The 15,622-nt window shown below is 63.6% G+C and carries 18 protein-coding genes; 1 reads left to right on the top strand and 17 read right to left on the bottom strand.

Translation table 11 applies throughout. The features are described 5' to 3' along the window. Positions 1-73: 73 nt before the first annotated feature. The 13 genes from CWS35_RS14105 to CWS35_RS14045 all read right to left on the bottom strand — a co-directional run bounded on the left by CWS35_RS14105 (position 74) and on the right by CWS35_RS14045 (position 12,278). A complete protein-coding gene (locus CWS35_RS14105; RefSeq protein ID WP_021075985.1) occupies positions 74-880 on the bottom strand; it encodes a carbohydrate ABC transporter permease in 807 nt (268 codons plus the stop codon). Continuing rightward, positions 880-1,782 carry a carbohydrate ABC transporter permease gene (locus CWS35_RS14100; RefSeq protein ID WP_024580400.1) on the bottom strand — a complete coding sequence of 301 codons (903 nt, stop codon included), beginning with the start codon at positions 1,780-1,782 and terminating at the stop codon, positions 880-882. The genes CWS35_RS14105 and CWS35_RS14100 overlap by 1 nt, the downstream gene beginning before the upstream one ends. Then, the gene (locus CWS35_RS14095) at positions 1,782-2,867 is read right to left on the bottom strand and encodes an ABC transporter ATP-binding protein (RefSeq protein WP_100952244.1); all 1,086 of its coding nucleotides are present in this window, start codon (positions 2,865-2,867) and stop codon (positions 1,782-1,784) included. Before CWS35_RS14095 ends, CWS35_RS14100 begins: the two co-directional genes overlap by 1 nt. Before the next feature lie 12 nt (positions 2,868-2,879). Next, positions 2,880-3,968, bottom strand: coding sequence for an ABC transporter ATP-binding protein (locus CWS35_RS14090; protein ID WP_100952243.1), 1,089 nt, complete (start codon positions 3,966-3,968; stop codon positions 2,880-2,882). After that, a complete protein-coding gene (glpD, locus tag CWS35_RS14085) occupies positions 3,965-5,509 on the bottom strand; it encodes a glycerol-3-phosphate dehydrogenase (protein ID WP_024580397.1) in 1,545 nt (514 codons plus the stop codon). The genes CWS35_RS14090 and glpD overlap by 4 nt, the downstream gene beginning before the upstream one ends. Before the next feature lie 267 nt (positions 5,510-5,776). Next, positions 5,777-6,226: a RidA family protein gene (locus CWS35_RS14080; protein WP_100952242.1), complete on the bottom strand. Its 450-nt coding sequence runs from the start codon at positions 6,224-6,226 to the stop codon at positions 5,777-5,779. Positions 6,227-6,232: 6 nt separating this feature from the next. After that, positions 6,233-7,438 (bottom strand): pyridoxal phosphate-dependent aminotransferase, encoded by a 1,206-nt coding sequence (locus CWS35_RS14075; RefSeq protein ID WP_100956337.1) that lies wholly within the window; start codon positions 7,436-7,438, stop codon positions 6,233-6,235. A 20-nt stretch (positions 7,439-7,458) separates the two neighbouring features. Continuing rightward, positions 7,459-8,463, bottom strand: coding sequence for a threonine/serine dehydratase (locus tag CWS35_RS14070; RefSeq protein WP_100952241.1), 1,005 nt, complete (start codon positions 8,461-8,463; stop codon positions 7,459-7,461). Position 8,464: 1 nt separating this feature from the next. After that, positions 8,465-9,193, bottom strand: a complete 729-nt coding sequence (locus CWS35_RS14065) for an amino acid ABC transporter ATP-binding protein (protein WP_100956335.1) — start codon at positions 9,191-9,193, stop codon at positions 8,465-8,467. A 77-nt stretch (positions 9,194-9,270) separates the two neighbouring features. Continuing rightward, on the bottom strand, positions 9,271-9,927 hold the full coding sequence (locus tag CWS35_RS14060; RefSeq protein WP_024580392.1) for an amino acid ABC transporter permease: 657 nt from the start codon (positions 9,925-9,927) through the stop codon (positions 9,271-9,273). Then, on the bottom strand, positions 9,924-10,643 hold the full coding sequence (locus tag CWS35_RS14055) for an amino acid ABC transporter permease (protein ID WP_024580391.1): 720 nt from the start codon (positions 10,641-10,643) through the stop codon (positions 9,924-9,926). The genes CWS35_RS14060 and CWS35_RS14055 overlap by 4 nt, the downstream gene beginning before the upstream one ends. Positions 10,644-10,662: 19 nt before the next feature. Then, positions 10,663-11,448, bottom strand: a complete 786-nt coding sequence (locus tag CWS35_RS14050; RefSeq protein ID WP_245438957.1) for an amino acid ABC transporter substrate-binding protein — start codon at positions 11,446-11,448, stop codon at positions 10,663-10,665. Between the two features lie 101 nt (positions 11,449-11,549). Continuing rightward, on the bottom strand, positions 11,550-12,278 hold the full coding sequence (locus tag CWS35_RS14045; RefSeq protein WP_029878972.1) for an HAD family hydrolase: 729 nt from the start codon (positions 12,276-12,278) through the stop codon (positions 11,550-11,552). A 143-nt stretch (positions 12,279-12,421) separates the two neighbouring features. Between CWS35_RS14045 and CWS35_RS14040 the strand changes: the two genes are divergently transcribed. Then, the gene (locus CWS35_RS14040) at positions 12,422-13,129 is read left to right on the top strand and encodes a GntR family transcriptional regulator (protein WP_245438956.1); all 708 of its coding nucleotides are present in this window, start codon (positions 12,422-12,424) and stop codon (positions 13,127-13,129) included. Here the strand turns inward: CWS35_RS14040 and CWS35_RS14035 are convergent. From CWS35_RS14035 to CWS35_RS14020, 4 genes are all read right to left on the bottom strand, one after another. Continuing rightward, complete coding sequence (locus tag CWS35_RS14035) at positions 13,126-13,956, bottom strand: DeoR/GlpR family DNA-binding transcription regulator (RefSeq protein WP_024580387.1); 831 nt, start codon at positions 13,954-13,956, stop codon at positions 13,126-13,128. The two genes, CWS35_RS14040 and CWS35_RS14035, sit on opposite strands and share 4 nt — an antisense overlap. 158 nt (positions 13,957-14,114) lie before the next feature. Continuing rightward, positions 14,115-14,828 carry an HAD family phosphatase gene (locus tag CWS35_RS14030; RefSeq protein ID WP_100952239.1) on the bottom strand — a complete coding sequence of 238 codons (714 nt, stop codon included), beginning with the start codon at positions 14,826-14,828 and terminating at the stop codon, positions 14,115-14,117. An 87-nt stretch (positions 14,829-14,915) separates the two neighbouring features. Next, positions 14,916-15,110 (bottom strand): hypothetical protein, encoded by a 195-nt coding sequence (locus CWS35_RS14025; RefSeq protein ID WP_024580385.1) that lies wholly within the window; start codon positions 15,108-15,110, stop codon positions 14,916-14,918. 154 nt (positions 15,111-15,264) lie between these two features. Next, positions 15,265-15,618 carry an acyl-CoA thioesterase gene (locus CWS35_RS14020; RefSeq protein WP_244442189.1) on the bottom strand — a complete coding sequence of 118 codons (354 nt, stop codon included), beginning with the start codon at positions 15,616-15,618 and terminating at the stop codon, positions 15,265-15,267. Between the last annotated feature and the right edge of the window lie 4 nt (positions 15,619-15,622).

Genomic DNA, 15,622 nt, shown 5'->3' with positions numbered 1-15,622 from the left:
CCAAATCCGACCTCTCCCCCCGGGAGAGGTGAAATCCGGCATCGAGATGCTCGTTCGTCGATTGATCATTGAATTACACCCGGCCGAGCGCGAAGCCGCGCGCGATGTAGTTGCGGACGAACCAGATCACGAGCGCGCCGGGGATGATGGTGAGCACGCCGGCAGCGGCGAGCAGGCCCCAGTCCATGCCGGCGGCCGACACCGTGCGCGTCATGATCGCGGCGATCGGCTTTGCCTGCACCGAGGTCAGCGTGCGCGCCAGCAGCAGTTCGACCCATGAGAACATAAAGCAGAAGAACGCGGCGACGCCGATGCCGCTCGCGATCAGCGGCACCAGGATCTTGATGAAGAAGCGCGGGAACGAATAGCCGTCGAGGAACGCGGTCTCGTCGATCTCGCGCGGCACGCCGGAGACGAAGCCTTCGAGGATCCACACCGCCAAGGGCACGTTGAAGATGCAGTGCGCGAGCGCGACCGCCCAGGGCGTATCGAACAGGCCGATCGCCGAATACAGGTTGAAGAACGGCAGCGCGTAGACCGCCGCTGGCGCCATGCGGTTCGACAGCAGCCAGAAGAACAGATGCTTGTCGCCGAGGAAGCGGTAGCGCGAGAACGCATAGGCCGCCGGCAGCGCCACCGCGATCGAGATCACGGTGTTGATGACGACATATTCCAGCGAATTGATGTAGCCCGAATACCAGCTCTCGTCGGTGAAGATGCGCCGGTAGTGCTGCAGCGTCGGCGTGTGCGGCCACAAGGTCATCGTCGAGACGATCTCGGCGTTGGTCTTGAAGCTCATGTTGACGAGCCAGTAGATCGGCAACAGCAGGAAGATCAGGAACAGCGCCATGATCAGGCGGCGGCCGGGGATCGAATGCATCACGCCGCTCCTTCCTTGACCGGACGCTCGGAGCCGGCATTGGTCATCACGGTGTAGAACACCCAGCACACGATCAGGATGATCAGGTTGTAGACCAGCGAGAGCGCGGCGGCCTTGCCGAGGTCGAACTGGCCGAGCGCGATCTTGACGAGCTCGATCGAGACGAAGGTCGTCGAGTTGCCGGGCCCGCCGCCGGTGACCACGAACGGCTCGGTGTAGATCATGAAGCTATCCATGAAGCGCAGCAGCACCGCGATCAGCAGCACGCGGTTCATCTTCGGCAGCTGGATCGCCTTGAACACCGCCCAGCGCGAGGCGCCGTCGATCTGCGCCGCCTGGTAATAGGCGTCGGGGATCGACTTCAGGCCGGCGTAGCACAGCAGCGCGACGAGGCTGGTCCAGTGCCAGACGTCCATCACGATGACGGTCACCCAGGCATCGACCTCGTTGGAGACGTAATTGTAGTTGAGGCCGAGGTGGTTCAGCACATAGCCGAGCAGGCCGATATCGGGCCGGCCGAAGATCTGCCAGATGGTGCCGACCACGTTCCACGGAATCAACAGCGGCAGCGCGAGGATGACGAGGCAGGCCGCGACGCTCCAGCCCTCGCGCGGCATCGACAGCGCGACGATGATGCCGAGCGGCACCTCGAGCGCGAGGATCACGGCGGAGAAGAACAGATTGCGGCCGAGCGAAGCGAGGAAACGGCCGCCGAGATCGGTCGAGGGATCAAGCAGCTCCTTGAACCAGCCGACGCCGTTCCAGAAGAACTGGTTGTTGCCGAAGGTGTCCTGCATCGAATAGTTCACCACCGTCATCAGCGGCAGCACTGCCGAGAACGCGACCACCAGGAACACCGGCAGCACCAGGAACCAGGCTTTTTGGTTGATCGTCTTGTCCATCAGGCGACCCCTTCCACCAAATGGCTATCGGCATAGACGTGGACATAGGCGGGATTGAAAACGAGACCGGCGGTATCGCCGGAGACCGAGAAGCCCGGCGGCACGCGCGCCGCGAGTTTGGTGTTGCCGACGCGCACGCGCGCGAACTGGATGCGACCGAGATCGTCGATCCGCTCGATGGTGGCCGAGAGCAATCCCGGTGCCGGCGGCGCGATATCGACGAATTCGGGCCGCACGCCGATCTCGATCTTCTTGCCCGCCGGCAGGACGCCGTAGTTGCGGCGCAGGCCGATGACGTGGCCGTCGATCCGCGCCTCGTGACCGCTGACCTCGGCGGGCACGATGTTCATGCCGGGCGAGCCGATGAAATAGCCGACGAAGGTATGTGCCGGCTTGTCGAACAATTCGGCCGGCGTGCCGCTCTGCACCACACGGCCGTCATGCATGACGACGACGGTGTCGGCGAAGGTCAGCGCCTCGGTCTGGTCGTGGGTGACGTAGATCATCGTGAGGTCGAGCTCGCGATGCAATGCCTTCAGCTTGGAGCGCAATTGCCACTTCAGCTCGGGATCGATCACCGTCAGCGGCTCGTCGAACAGCACGGCGGCGACGTCGGAACGCACCAGGCCGCGGCCGAGCGAGATCTTCTGCTTGGCATCGGCGGTGAGCCGCGTCGCCTTGCGGTTCAGGTAGGGCGTGAGGTCGAGCAGATCGGCGATCTGCCTGACCCGGGCATCGACCTCGGCCCTGGCGACGCCGCGGTTCTTCAGCGGGAATGCCAGGTTCTCGCCCACCGTCATGGTGTCGTAGATCACCGGGAACTGGAACACCTGCGCGATGTTGCGCTTCTGCGTCGATAGCGGCGTGATGTCCTTGCCGTCGAACAGGATCTGTCCGCGCGACGGCGTCACGATGCCCGAGATCAGATTGAGCAGCGTGGTCTTGCCGCAGCCGGACGGCCCGAGCAGCGCATAAGCGCCGCCCTGCCGCCAGGTCATGGTGACCGGCTTCAGGGCAAAGGATTCCAGCGGCGCGTCATTGCCGTTGTAGGACTGCGCGAGATCGACGAGGTCAATGCGGGCCATGAAGCATCTCCCTCACTTCGAGAAACTTGTTGCGGGCGAAGCGACGAGGCGATCGGCCGCGTCGAACACGAAGATGTCGTTGGGATCGAGCGCGGCGTCGAGCACCTGCCCGGGTTCATATTCGTGCACGCCGTGCAGCACCGCGACCCAGTTGGAGTCGTGGACATGGACGTGGACGAAGCTTTCCGAGCCGGTGATTTCGGTCACCGTCACGGTCGCGGAGAATTTGTGGCGGCCGGCCGCGAAATTGCCGACATCGAGCTGGTGGGCGCGGAAGCCGATCCGGTAAGTGCCATCAGGCAGGCCGGCGTAGAGGCCGGCCGCCGGCGCCTGCTCGCCGCCGGCATAGATCACCCGGTCGCCCTTCTTCTCGATGCCGATGATGTTGAGCGGCGGATCGGAGAACACCTGCGCAACGCGCAAGGTGTCGGGATGGCGGTAGACCTTCGGGGTCGCGCCGGTTTGCAGCGCCTGGCCTTCCCACATGCACACGGTGTCGCCGCCGAGCAGCAGCGCTTCCGACGGCTCGGTGGTGGCGTAGACGAAGATGGCGCCGGAGGCTTCGAAAATCCGCGGCAGCTCGGCGCGCAATTCCTCGCGCAGCTTGTAGTCGAGGTTGGCGAGCGGTTCGTCGAGCAGCACGAGGTCGGCGCCCTTGACCAGCGCGCGCGCAATCGCGGTGCGCTGCTGCTGGCCGCCGGAGAGCTGCAACGGCGTGCGCTTGAGAAACGGCTCGAGCCGCAACAGCGCGGCCGCTTCCGCCACCCGCTTCTCGATCTCGGCCTTCGGCTTGCCCTGCACCCGCAGCGGCGAGGCGATGTTCTCGTAGACCGTGAGCGAGGGATAGTTGATGAACTGCTGATAGACCATCGCGACCGAGCGCTGCCGCACGTCGGCGCCGGTGACGTCCTTGCCGTCGACCAGCACGCGGCCGGTGGTCGGCTTGTCGAGGCCGGCCAGCAGCCGCATGATCGAGGTCTTGCCCGACAGCGTCGGTCCGAGCAGCACGCTGAGCGTGCCACGCTCCAGCGTCAGCGACACGTCGCGGATGGTCGGAACGCCATCCACCGTCCGCGTGACGTTTTGCAGTGTGACGCTCATGCCCGTCCTCCCGCTTCGCGGAGGGGACGTTCACCGGACACGCGGTTGGCGGCCATCCACTCTTCGAGCGCGGCGATTTCACCCGCCGTCATCCGCAGGCCCAGCTTGGATCGTCGCCAGACGACATCTTGCGCGGTCCGGGCCCATTCGTTCGCCATCAGGTACCGGACTTCACTCTCCGTCAAGGTGGCGCCGAAGGCGCGCCCGAGATCTTCGGCCGATGCTGCATTGCCGAGGACTTTGCGGGCGCGCGTGCCGTAGGCATGCGCCAGGCGGTTGGCATGGGGCTGCGCGAGGAACGGATAGGTACGAACCAGTTCGGCGGTCAGCGCCGCGACCGCGGAAACATCCATGTCGCCGCCGGGCAGCGGCGCCTTGCCGGTCCAGCCCTCCTGCGCTTTCGCGCCGTTGAGATAAGGCGCGAGCCGCTCCAGCGCCTCTTCGGAGAGGCGGCGGTAGGTCGTGATCTTGCCGCCGTAGATCGACAGCAGCGGCGCGCCGCCCGGCGTATCGAGCTCGAACACATAGTCGCGGGTCGCAGCCTTGGCTTCGCTCGCGCCGTCGTCATAGAGCGGACGCACGCCGGAATAATCCCAGACCACATCCTCGGGCTTCACCGGCTTGGCAAGGTACTCGCTCGCCGAGGCGCAGAGATACTCGATCTCCTCCCGCGTCGCCTTCACCTTGGCCGGATCGCCGTCATAGTCGCGGTCGGTGGTGCCGATCAGCGAAAAATCGCCCTGATAGGGAATGACGAAGATGATGCGGCCGTCGGCGTTCTGGAAGATGTAGGCGCGGTCGTGGTCATAGAGCTTGGGCACCACGATGTGCGAGCCCTGCACCAGCCGCACCTTGGCGCGCGCGTTGACGCCGGCGCCCGACGCCAGCACCTGCTCGACCCAGGGGCCGCCGGCGTTGACCAGCACGCGCGACTTGATGGTGTCGCGCGAGCCGTTGGTGGTGTCCTCGACCGTCACATGCCAGACTCCGTCGACCTGCCTGGTCTCGACCGCGCGGGTGCGGGTGCGAATCTCGGCGCCGCGGTCGGCAGCATCGCGCGCGGTCAGCGCGACGAGCCGCGCGTCGTCGACGAAGCAATCGGAATATTCAAAGCCCTTGCTGTAGCGGCCCGGGATCAGCGGCTTGCCGACGACGTCGCGCGTCAGATCAACCGAGCGCGTCGCCGGCAGCAGGTGCCGGCCGCCGATATGATCGTAGAGGAAGAGGCCGAGCCGCAGCAGCCAGGCCGGGCGCAGGCCGGCATGGTGCGGCAAGACGAAACGCAGCGGACGGATGATGTGGGGTGCGATCTGCCAGAGGATCTCGCGCTCGATCAGCGCCTCGCGCACCAAACGAAACTCGTAATATTCGAGATAGCGCAGACCGCCATGCACGAGCTTGGTCGACCAGGACGACGTCCCGCTCGCCAAATCATTCATTTCACAAAGGAAAACAGAGTTACCCCGGCCCGCCGCATCGCGCGCGATGCCGCAGCCATTAACGCCGCCTCCGATGATGGCGAGGTCGTAAATTCGATCCAAAGAACGCTTCCCCCGGCAACCGCCTTCGCTTTAGCGGTTTTACTTTCGAATATGAGTAGATCACAAGCCAAAACGAAAGCAAAGCGAAAACGGGGAACTTATGTTGGGGATTTCTTAGGCGGGACGCCCTTCGGAACGGCGGGATCGGGATGACGGAGTGCCTATGCTGCGCTCACATCAGACGTCGCGCTCCACCGCGATTGGATGCGGTTGCCTTTGGAAGGGATCTCGACCCGCGCGCCGTTGGTCTTGATGGCGCACCGTCGGTCAGCGTCGCAGCGACTCGGGATTGACGGCCGCTACTGCGACCAGCGCAACTTCGACCACAGCGTCTCCCGGCAACGACGCCACTCCAACCGCAGCGCGCGCCGGAAGCGGACTTTCGGGAAGGCAGCTTTCCAAATGCCCCGACGCAAAGTCGGCAATTTGGACGTGGTGCAGATAGCCCGCAGCAGCGTTGATGTAGACGGTCAAGCTCAACGCCGATGCAATCCGCTCTCCGTCACCCAACGTCGCTTCTGCAGCTTGCAGAGCGTTCTGCGTGGCGAGTTCGACGGCGGCACGATAGCTTTCGATCACGGCACCCGGCGCGACCTGCCCCACATGGACGAGCTTTCCATTCCTTCGTGGGGTCATGCCCGACACGAAGATCAAGTCACCGTGACGCCTCGCCGAAACGTAGCGCCCTTGCGGTGCAGGGAGCTGTTGCTTGGTCATGCGTCGTTACTTGCGATAGCGCTTCGCCATCTCGGTGATGCGACGGCAGGCGGCCACCGCTGCGCCGTGGTCCTGAGAGAAGTTCAGTCTGATACTATCCGGGTACGGACCAAATTCGGTGCCGGGTGTCACGATGATGCCCGCCTGATGTCGGAGCAATCGGACGAAGTCCTGCAATCCGACCTGGAGCGGAGGCAATTTCGGAAAAAGATAGCTGCCTGCCTGCGGTCGGCGCGTCGGCAGGCCGCCGTCTCGGAAGACCTCCAGGAGATCATCTCGGATCGCCTCGTGCTGCCGAACCCGCTGCTCCATCCAGCCCTCGGGCTCCCGGAACCAGGTTCGGAACACGGCTTGATTGTAGCCGGCGGCGCGCAACGAGACGATGGCTTGCAGCTTCTCCATCCGCTCGACGATCCAGCGAGCGCCAAATGCGATGCCAAGCCTGTAACCGCTCAACGACTCGGTCTTCGACGGCCCCATGATGGTGATCACCTGCTCCTCGGGCAGTCCTGCCGAGCGGATGTGGGTATATGTTTCCCGGGCGTAGAGAAGCCTCGAATAGAGTTGGTCGGCGATGACCGTGACGTCGAATGCCCTGGCAAGCTCGACGATCTCCCCGATCTCGCGCCTGGAATAAACCGCGCCGGTCGGGTTGTTGGGATTCGAGAACAGGAAGACCCGAGCGCCCGCCTCAAACGCGAGCTTGAGCTGCGCGAGGTCGAGCCCCGCCTCTTCGGATCCACTCAGATAGTCCATGGACACGGGCATCGCCTGCCCACCGAAGAACTCCACGAGTTTTCGGTTGGCAAAGTAATCAGGCTGCACGATCGCTACTTTGTCTCCGGCGTTGACCAGGGAGGCGACCGCGAGGAAGAGTGCGCCCTGGGTACCCGGTGTCAGGATCGTGCCGTGCTCGGCCGAGACGGGCGCGCCGGTGAAAGCGGCGAGCGCTTCGGCCAGTTCCGCGCGGATATCGACCGAGCCTCGGTATTCGGTGTAGGCCTGCGAGCCTCCAGCCACCAGCGCCTCGGAGAAGCGATCGGAGGCGCCGGGTGTCGGCAAGAACGCGTCGACATCGCCGTGCGAGAAGTCGACGGGGCGACCGGCAATGATTGGACCACGCATCAGATTGCCGATATTGCCCGCGGCCTGGCGAACCTCCTGCCCCGGCGCGTTGTCGGTGGCCAGCGCGGTGAACTTGTCGATGATCATCTTGTTTGTCTCGTTTCCTGTCACGCCGCTCGAACCGGCTCGTTGACGTCGAAATCCAGAGCCTGCTTGAAGACGGCCGGATCGACGTTTCCACCGGAGACGACGACCAGCACATTCCTGCCGCGCACCAGCGTCGGATCGCAGAGCAGCGAGGCCAACGCGATGACGCCGCCAGGCTCCGCAACCAGTCTCAAATCCTCATATGCAAAGCGGATGGCCCGTCTGACGTCGTCGTCCGAGACGGCCAGAACGCGGGCAAGGCGCTTGCCGTTGATCGCAAACGGCAGTTCCGCGGGCGTCGGTGCCAGCAACGCATCGCAGATGGAGCCCGACAGCAATCGATTGACCTCTCGGCTGCCGCTCGCCAGCGAGCGCCGCGTGTCGTCGAACCCCTCCGGCTCGACGGCCCAGATGTCGGATCCCGCCTGCATTGCCTCGCTCGCAAGGCAGGAACCGGCGGCGAGACCGCCGCCACCACATGGCACGACGATCGTCACGTCACGGGCGGATCCGATCTGAGCCAGCCCCTCCGCAACGGCGGTGCCCTGTCCCGCGATGATGAACGGATCGTCGCCCGGCGGGATCACGGCCACCGGCGATCTTGCGGCTATCTCCGCCGCGATGTCCTCGCGTGATTGCGTGTTGCGGTCATAAAGGACGATCTCGGCGCCATTCTCCCTGACCTTGCTGACCTTCACACCCGGTGCATCGCTCGGCATGACGATCGTTGCCCGGATTCCCAGCATCCTCGCGACGGTTGCAACTGCCTGGCCATGGTTTCCCGTCGAATAGGCCACCACGCCGCCCGGGAATTGCTTGCCGTCCAACCTCGACAGGCAGTTGTAGGCGCCGCGAAACTTGAAGGCTCCGGTTCGCTGCAAGTTCTCGCATTTGATATGAATCGAGGCGCCGGTCAGGCGGTCCAGCCGTTCGGAGCGCAGAACAGGCGTCTCGACGGCGATACCAGCGAGAGCGCGGCGCGCATCGAGAACGTCTTCAGCCGAAGGAACCGTCAGATGTGTCATGTCAATGAGCCAGGATTTGCGAGAGGAAGCGGCGGGCGCGGTCCGAGACCGGGGCTTCGAAGAAGCGTTTCGTTTCGTTGATTTCGACGATCGATCCCTTGTCCATGAAGACCACCCGATCGGCGGCAGCTTTTGCAAAGCCCATTTCGTGGGTCACGACGACCATGGTCATTCCCTCCCGGGCGAGTTCGAGCATGACGGACAGCACCTCGCCGATCATTTCGGGGTCCAACGCGGATGTCGGCTCGTCGAACAGCATCGCGACAGGATCGACCGCCAGCGCTCTCGCGATGGCGACGCGCTGTTGCTGGCCGCCGGACAATTGAGACGGATACCTGTCTTCCTTGTCTGGAAGCCCGACACGCGCCAACAGGTCCCTCGCCTTTGCGACCGCCATCTCCCTGGGACGTTTGAGGACGTGCACCTGGGCCAGGCAAATGTTCTGAAGCACCGTCAGATGCGGATAGAGTTCGAAATGCTGGAACACCATTCCGATTCGTGCCCGCAGTCGCGTCATCTCCGCCGCAGACCTTCCGACCGAGACGCCATCGACGACCACGGACCCCGCACGGAACGGCTCGAGGCCGTTGACGCATTTGATCAGCGTGCTCTTGCCGGATCCGGATGGACCGCACACGATCACCACTTCACCCCGCGCGACCGTGAGATCGCAGTCCTTCAGCACGTCGAGCTTTCCGAAGCTTTTGCAGAGCCCCTTGATCTCGATCATCGGAACGGGAGCTGCTCCTTCGGTTTCCACCGGCGATTCGGCGCTCGGCTCGAACAGCGTCTTGACGATGGCTCCGATCATGCGTGCCTCCTCTGCCGGTTCAAGATCGACGCCGTGCGGGAGCCGATCGCGCAGATCACGAAATAGACGACGGCGGCGAACAGATAGATTTCGACCATACGGTTGTCTCGGGTAGCGACGATGCTGGCCGACGTCATGAAATCGCGGAGTGAGATGACGTAGACAAGGGACGTGTCCTGGAACAGGATCACGGCCTGGCTGACCATCAGCGGCAGCATGTTGCGGAATGCCTGCGGAAGGATCACGAGCCGCAGCGCCTGCATCTGACCAAGGCCGGACGAGCTGGCCGCCTGCCACTGACCCGGGCGCACGCTTTGAAGACCGGCCCGAATGATCTCGGAATAGTATGCGGCTTCGAACAGCGTGAAGGCGATCAACGCCGAGTGCAGCGCATCGACGCTGTGCCCCAGCGCCAGCGGCACCAGAAAATAGAACCAGAAGATGACCAGGACCAGCGGCACGGCGCGGAAACCGTTGACGTAGGCAGCCGCGAAGGTTGCTGCCACTCGCCAGCGCGACAGGCGTACCACGGCCAGCACAAGGCCGAGCGTAATCCCTCCGGCCATCGCCGCGACGGTCAGAAGCAGACTGAGTTGCAAGCCATCGAGCAGAAACGGCAGCGACCTCCATATGACGGCGAAGTCGAGGGTCATGGCACCGCTCCGATCATGGTCGGCAGTGCCGTCCGGCGCTCCAGACCGCGCATAAGCGCGGTCACGATCAGCGCGATCACGAGATAGACGAGGGTTGCGGCCGTGAACGCTTCGAAGCCTTGAAACGTGTAACTCTCGATCTGCCTGCTTTGCGCGGTGAGCTCAAAGACGCCGATTGTCAGCGCCAGGGCGGAATTCTTGAAGATCGTCAGGAAGTCGGAGGTCAAGGGCGGCAGGACGATACGCAAGGCTTGCGGCAGCAGGACGAGCCCGTAGATCTGGGCCGTATTCATGCCGCTCGCCGTCGCGGCCATCTGCTGCCCGCGCGGCACCGCTGAAATTCCCGACGTGACCTGAACGGCGACCCGGGCCGACGTGAACAGGCCGAGCGCGACGATCGACGTCCAGAACTCCGGGAAGGGCAGATCGCGCTTCAGCCAATGACCCCAAGCCGGGGGAAGAAGCTCGGGAACGACGAAGAACCACAGGAACAACTGAAGCAGCAGCGGGACGTTGCGGAAGCCCCCGATATAGACCGCAGTCGCGGACCGGATCGCCCGGTTCGGCAGCGATGCCGCGATACCGACCACGGTTCCGGCGATCAACGCAACGAGCCAGGCGACGATCGAGATCGTCAGGGTCAAGCCTATTCCAGTGAGAAGCCACCCACGGTATGGCTCCTGGAAAAGGACAGCCCAATTCCACGAATAGTTCATGAGTGATCCTCAGCCGGGCCTATTCGGGGATCGCCAGAATCTTGAATGTCGTTGCGAGATCGGCCGACAGCGGCACGTCGAGCGGATTGAACCATTTGTCATAGAGGCTCTGCATCGTGCCGGCGCGGACCAGCCGGGCGATGGTCGCGTTGACCAGGCTCAAGAACACGGTGTTGTTCTTCTGGACGAGCAGACCATATGAATCGAACGACAGCGGCCGGCCGACGATCTTGAAGTCGGACGAATTGGACGCGGTCTTCTTGAGCCCGAAGAGCAGGATGTCGTCGGTCGCGAAGGCGTCGGCGCGGCCGGTCGACAGGGCAAGGAACCCTTCCGAATTATCCCGCACAGGGACGATCTTGATGTCGAGCTTCTTCTCCTCGATGATTGCCTTGATCAGCCGCTCGGGCACCGAATTGATCGGAAGGGCGATGACCTGGCGGTCGAGATCCTCGACCTCCTTGATGCTTGATCCGCCTTTGACCAGCAATCGCGTGTGAGAGATGAAGTAGGGAACGCTGAAATCGACCTGCGACTGGCGGGCGATGGTGTTCACCGCGGATTCGCAGGAGATGTCGACGGTACCGTTTGCGACCAGCGGAACCCGGTTCTGAAGATTGACGGGCACCCAATTGACGGCGAGATTTGGCAGATCAAGTTTCTTGCGGACCGCTTCCACAACCGCGAGGCAGATATCGGTCGAATAGCCGACCGGCTTGCGGGCATCGTCGAGATAGGAAAACGGGATCGAGGCCTCGCGGTAGCCAATCGATATCGAGTTGTTCTTCCTGATGCGGTCCAACACCGCGTCACTCGACTGTGCGACGGCAGCTGTGGTCGTCGCGCAAAGCAGGCATAGCGCAGCAGCTAGAACGGGCCTCATCATCGATCCGCCTCCAATATTGATCAAGCGTGCGTTGGGTCGCGTTCGGTGATTGCCGAAACGAGCTCGGCCAGGCTGCTGACGGTGAGATCGGGGCGAGCCTCGGCGGCGCCCTCCCCCGCTAATCCCAGTGCGCGGCCGGGACGGTTGATCCAGGCGCATTTGAGGCCCAGCCGGTTAGCCGGCGTAATGTCGGCACGAAGACTTTGCCCCACATGCAGAATGCGCTCTCGCCCGATGCCACGGGATTGGAGCCGCTCGATCGCCGTATTGAAATGCGGCCAGTCCGGCTTGTAGGCGCCAACGCCCTCGGCCGTGACAACCAGATCGAAAGTGATCTCCAGCTTGCCGCATGAACTGGCAAGCGACGCATTGTCGATGTTGCTCAGCGCGCCGATCTTCGCCCGCGCCTGAAGCGCCTTGAGGCCGGCATGGCTGTCGGAATAGGCCGGCCATCGATGCGGCGAGGCGGCGAATTGCTCCCGCTCGGTCGCGTCCGGCTCGACGGCGAATTCCTTCGCGATCCGATCGAAGCAACGCCGCAGCACGTCGGGATAGAGATGGGCCGGCCGCTCCTTCTGGATATCGGCGCGAGCGCGATCGAACGACATCAGGAGGTCCTGGTCGCCGGCCTTCACGCCATGACCCGCGGCCCATTTCGACAGAAAGCCGATGATCGACGGCTCCCAATCAATCAGGGTGCCGTAGACGTCAAACGTGACGGCGTCGAAGTCAGAAAGGCGTATCGGCATGACGTCTCCATATTTCGGTTACAAATTAGCGATAATCGCTTATCGTTAGATCGTCAACCGAAAATGACTGGTGATCTGCTGCCGGGCAGCCTGAAAGTCACCGAGTGCTGGGCTAAGTTGTTGATGGGTCGCGGGATGCGGCCATGTGCGAGGAAATTGTGGTGCCGGAATTATCCTGGGATAGAGGTCAGTCCGATGACGCGGTCGAAGGCCGCTCGGCCTCCGTTGTGGTCGCCGATGCCCTGCGCGAGCGGATCCTCCATGGGACGATTCCTGCGGGCGAACGACTGCGCCAGGATGCGATCGCCACGCGGTTTGGTGTCAGTCAGATGATCGTCCGCGAGGCCTTCCGGCAGCTGACCAGCGAAGGTTTCCTGAAAGCCGAGCCGCGGCGCGGGGTCAGCGTCGCCTCGATGAGCGCGGAAGAAGCGCAGGAGATCACCGAGCTCAGAAGCGCCATTGAATCCAAGGCGCTTTCATGGGCGATCCCGCTGCTGTCGGAGTCCGACTTCGAGGGCGCGAACCGCATTCTGACCGAGCTGGACAAGGCGAAGGCGACCGACCGCATCATCGCCTTGAATGCCCAGTTCCACGAACGGCTCTATGCACCGTCGCAGAAGGAACGCACCTTGAGCCTGATTGCGACGCTCCGGCTCAACTTCGAGCGCTATCTGCGTTTCACCTGGGAAGAAACCCACCATATCGAGCAATCCCAGCAGGAACACCGCGAGATCCTCAAGTTCTGTCGGGAGCGCGACATCGATCGGGCTTGCGCCCTCCTGCAACGCCACATCGCGGCGACGGGAGCGGTTCTGGTTCAGCGGTTGCTGGCAAGGACGTCTTTGCTCTAGGCGCTGCGCAGCGTCGCCGGTGCGACGTCTGTGCCGGTGTCGTCGATGTCGCTCGACGGCTTGTCCATCGCCACCACCACCTCGATGCCTCTGCTGTGGCAGATGTTGGCGAGGCCGGCGGGCAGCGGCGAATCGGTCACGAAGGTCTGGATCTGGCTCATATGGGCGATGCGCACCGGCGCGCTGCGGCGGAGCTTGGTCGCATCCGACACCAGCATGACGTTGCGCGCATTGGCGATGATCGCCTGCGCCACCTGCACCTCGCGATAGTCGAAGTCGAGCAGCGCGCCCTCCTCGTCGATCGCGGATGCGCCGATGATGGCGTAATCGACCTTGAACTGGCCGATCAGTTGCGTTGCGGTGGAGCCGACCACGGCACCGTCGGCGCGACGCACCGTGCCGCCGGCGACCACCACCTCGATGCGCGGATGGCGATACAGCAGCATCGCGACGTTGAGGTTGTTGGTGATGACCAGGAGGTCCTCGTGCGAGGTCAGCGCGCTCGCGACCTCTTCCGTGGTGGTGCCGATGTTGATGAACAGCGAGCAGCCGTTCGGAATCCGCGCGGCCGCGGCGGCGCCGATCGCCTTCTTCTCCTCGGCGGCGACGAAGCGGCGCGCCTCGTAGGCGAGGTTCTCGACGCCGGAGGCGATGATCGCGCCGCCATGGATGCGGGTCAGCGAGCGCTCGTCGCAGAGATCGTTGAGGTCCTTGCGGATGGTCTGCGCCGACACCTCGAATCGCTTGGCAAGGTCCTCGACCATGACCCGGCCGAACGCGCGTGCAATGTTGAGGATTTCAGTCTGGCGATGGGAGAGTCCGGCCACGGCGGCCCCCTTGAAAAGGCAATTGGTTGGAGCACGATCGTTTCAGAAAACCGGTTGCCACTTCTCCGGATCATGCCCAGCCCATGGTGCGACCGTTCGGCGCGGAGGTCAACGTGCTTCGCCGGCTGCGCCGCAGCAATCACACCGGCAACGCCGATTCACCATGCCATGATGGATGCGACCAGCCCGATCAATTCGGGATCGTCGAATGCCCGAGCGCTGGCGACTGCGCCGGCCGCGATCAGATCGGCATGGCTCAGTCCGGTGCGCATCCCGATCGTCGCGATGCCGGCGGCAGTGGCGGACTGGATGCCGGAACGCGAATCCTCGAACGCAACTGCGCCCTCGGCGGAGGCGCCTGCGAGCCGCAGGCCTTCGAGATAGGGCAACGGATGCGGCTTGCCATGCGCCAACTCGTCGCCGATCACGATCGCCTTGAAGCGGTGCGTGATGCCAAGTCCCGACAGCAGCAATTCGGCATTCGGGCGCGGCGCGTTGGTCACCGCCACCATCGGCACGCCGGCGCCGTCGGCCTGGTCGAGCAATGCCGTCAATCCCGGTACCGGCACGATCTGGCCGCGGACCAGTTCGCGGAATACCCGCTCCTTCTCGCCAAGGATGATGGCGCGGCGTTCCGGCGGTTCATGAGCAAGAAAGCGCTCGCCGATCGACGCGTTGGAAAAGCCCTGCAATTCCTTGCCGAAGCGGGCGTGATCGAACGCATGTCCGTGCGGGCCGAGCACCTGGTTGAACGCGGCAAGATGAAGCGGATCAGTATCGGCCAGCGTGCCGTCGATATCGAACAGCAGCGCCTTGCCTGGTGTCTGCGACGCTTTGCCTTGTGTCTGCGACACCGTGCGTACCTGCGACATCCGGGGATGATGTTTACGTGAGCCCGGGCGCATCAATACAGAATCTTGCGGCGCGCGCAAACCGCGCGCCGCAGCCGTGGCGTCGATTCAGGACGCGAACTGCAAAATTTGCCCAGTGACGAGACGGCGCGCCGCGCGTTCGGCCTCACGCGCATTGCGAAACTTCTGGCCTTCGAGGGCCAGGAAGCGTCGCGAGGACGCAAAGAACTGGTAACCACGCACATCACGCACCACGATACCCGCGGTCTCTGAACTCACTTCGATGACATAGCTGTCGGACATTATCGGCCTCGGTTGGACTCCGGGCCGACAACGGCATCACGAACGGTTTGTTCCTGAGCTTTTTTGTCGCCGTGGCCCGGGATCGATCACGGCCGGGCCCGGTTTTGACACGTTTTGTTGACGCAAGCCGGCGCCTGATTCGTACCGCGGCGCATCACGTCGCAATCGTCGCGCCGTCGCGCTGGATCGGTTGCGGATGGCCCTGATCGTCGATCGAGACGTAGGTGAAATTGCCGTCGGTGACCAGGATCGACTGCTGCTCGCGGCGGCGCAGCACCCAGGCTTCCAGATGCACGGTGATCGAGGTGCGGCCGACCCGCACGAGATTGGCATGCACCGAGACGAGATCGCCGACATAGACCGCCTTGCGGAAGTTCATCGCGTCGATCGCGACCGTCACGGTGCGCGACTTCGCGACCTTGGAGGCGAATACGCCGCCGCCGACGTCCATCTGGCTGAGCAGCCAGCCGCCGAAAATATCGCCATTGGCGTTGGTGTCGGCCGGCATCGCC

The sequence above is a fragment of the Bradyrhizobium sp. SK17 genome (genome assembly GCF_002831585.1).
GTDB lineage: Bacteria > Pseudomonadota > Alphaproteobacteria > Rhizobiales > Xanthobacteraceae > Bradyrhizobium.
The sequence above is the reverse complement of the archived record's forward strand: the minus strand, read 5'-3'. Positions and strand labels throughout refer to the sequence as shown.

Excerpts from the sequence above, each read along its gene's own strand:
- CWS35_RS14105 (WP_021075985.1), bottom strand. The coding sequence starts at position 880 with ATGCATTCGATCCCCGGCCGCCGCCTGATCATGGCGCTGTTCCTGATC.
- CWS35_RS14080 (WP_100952242.1), bottom strand. The coding sequence starts at position 6,226 with ATGACCAAGCAACAGCTCCCTGCACCGCAAGGGCGCTACGTTTCGGCG.
- CWS35_RS14020 (WP_244442189.1), bottom strand. The coding sequence starts at position 15,618 with ATGCCGGCCGACACCAACGCCAATGGCGATATTTTCGGCGGCTGGCTG.
- CWS35_RS14030 (WP_100952239.1), bottom strand. The coding sequence starts at position 14,828 with ATGTCGCAGGTACGCACGGTGTCGCAGACACAAGGCAAAGCGTCGCAG.
- CWS35_RS14060 (WP_024580392.1), bottom strand. The coding sequence starts at position 9,927 with ATGACCCTCGACTTCGCCGTCATATGGAGGTCGCTGCCGTTTCTGCTC.
- CWS35_RS14095 (WP_100952244.1), bottom strand. The coding sequence starts at position 2,867 with ATGGCCCGCATTGACCTCGTCGATCTCGCGCAGTCCTACAACGGCAAT.
- CWS35_RS14055 (WP_024580391.1), bottom strand. The coding sequence starts at position 10,643 with ATGAACTATTCGTGGAATTGGGCTGTCCTTTTCCAGGAGCCATACCGT.
- CWS35_RS14040 (WP_245438956.1), top strand. The coding sequence starts at position 12,422 with ATGTGCGAGGAAATTGTGGTGCCGGAATTATCCTGGGATAGAGGTCAG.
- CWS35_RS14045 (WP_029878972.1), bottom strand. The coding sequence starts at position 12,278 with ATGCCGATACGCCTTTCTGACTTCGACGCCGTCACGTTTGACGTCTAC.
- CWS35_RS14100 (WP_024580400.1), bottom strand. The coding sequence starts at position 1,782 with ATGGACAAGACGATCAACCAAAAAGCCTGGTTCCTGGTGCTGCCGGTG.
- CWS35_RS14090 (WP_100952243.1), bottom strand. The coding sequence starts at position 3,968 with ATGAGCGTCACACTGCAAAACGTCACGCGGACGGTGGATGGCGTTCCG.
- CWS35_RS14065 (WP_100956335.1), bottom strand. The coding sequence starts at position 9,193 with ATGATCGAGATCAAGGGGCTCTGCAAAAGCTTCGGAAAGCTCGACGTG.
- CWS35_RS14070 (WP_100952241.1), bottom strand. The coding sequence starts at position 8,463 with ATGACACATCTGACGGTTCCTTCGGCTGAAGACGTTCTCGATGCGCGC.
- CWS35_RS14025 (WP_024580385.1), bottom strand. The coding sequence starts at position 15,110 with ATGTCCGACAGCTATGTCATCGAAGTGAGTTCAGAGACCGCGGGTATC.
- CWS35_RS14075 (WP_100956337.1), bottom strand. The coding sequence starts at position 7,438 with ATGATCATCGACAAGTTCACCGCGCTGGCCACCGACAACGCGCCGGGG.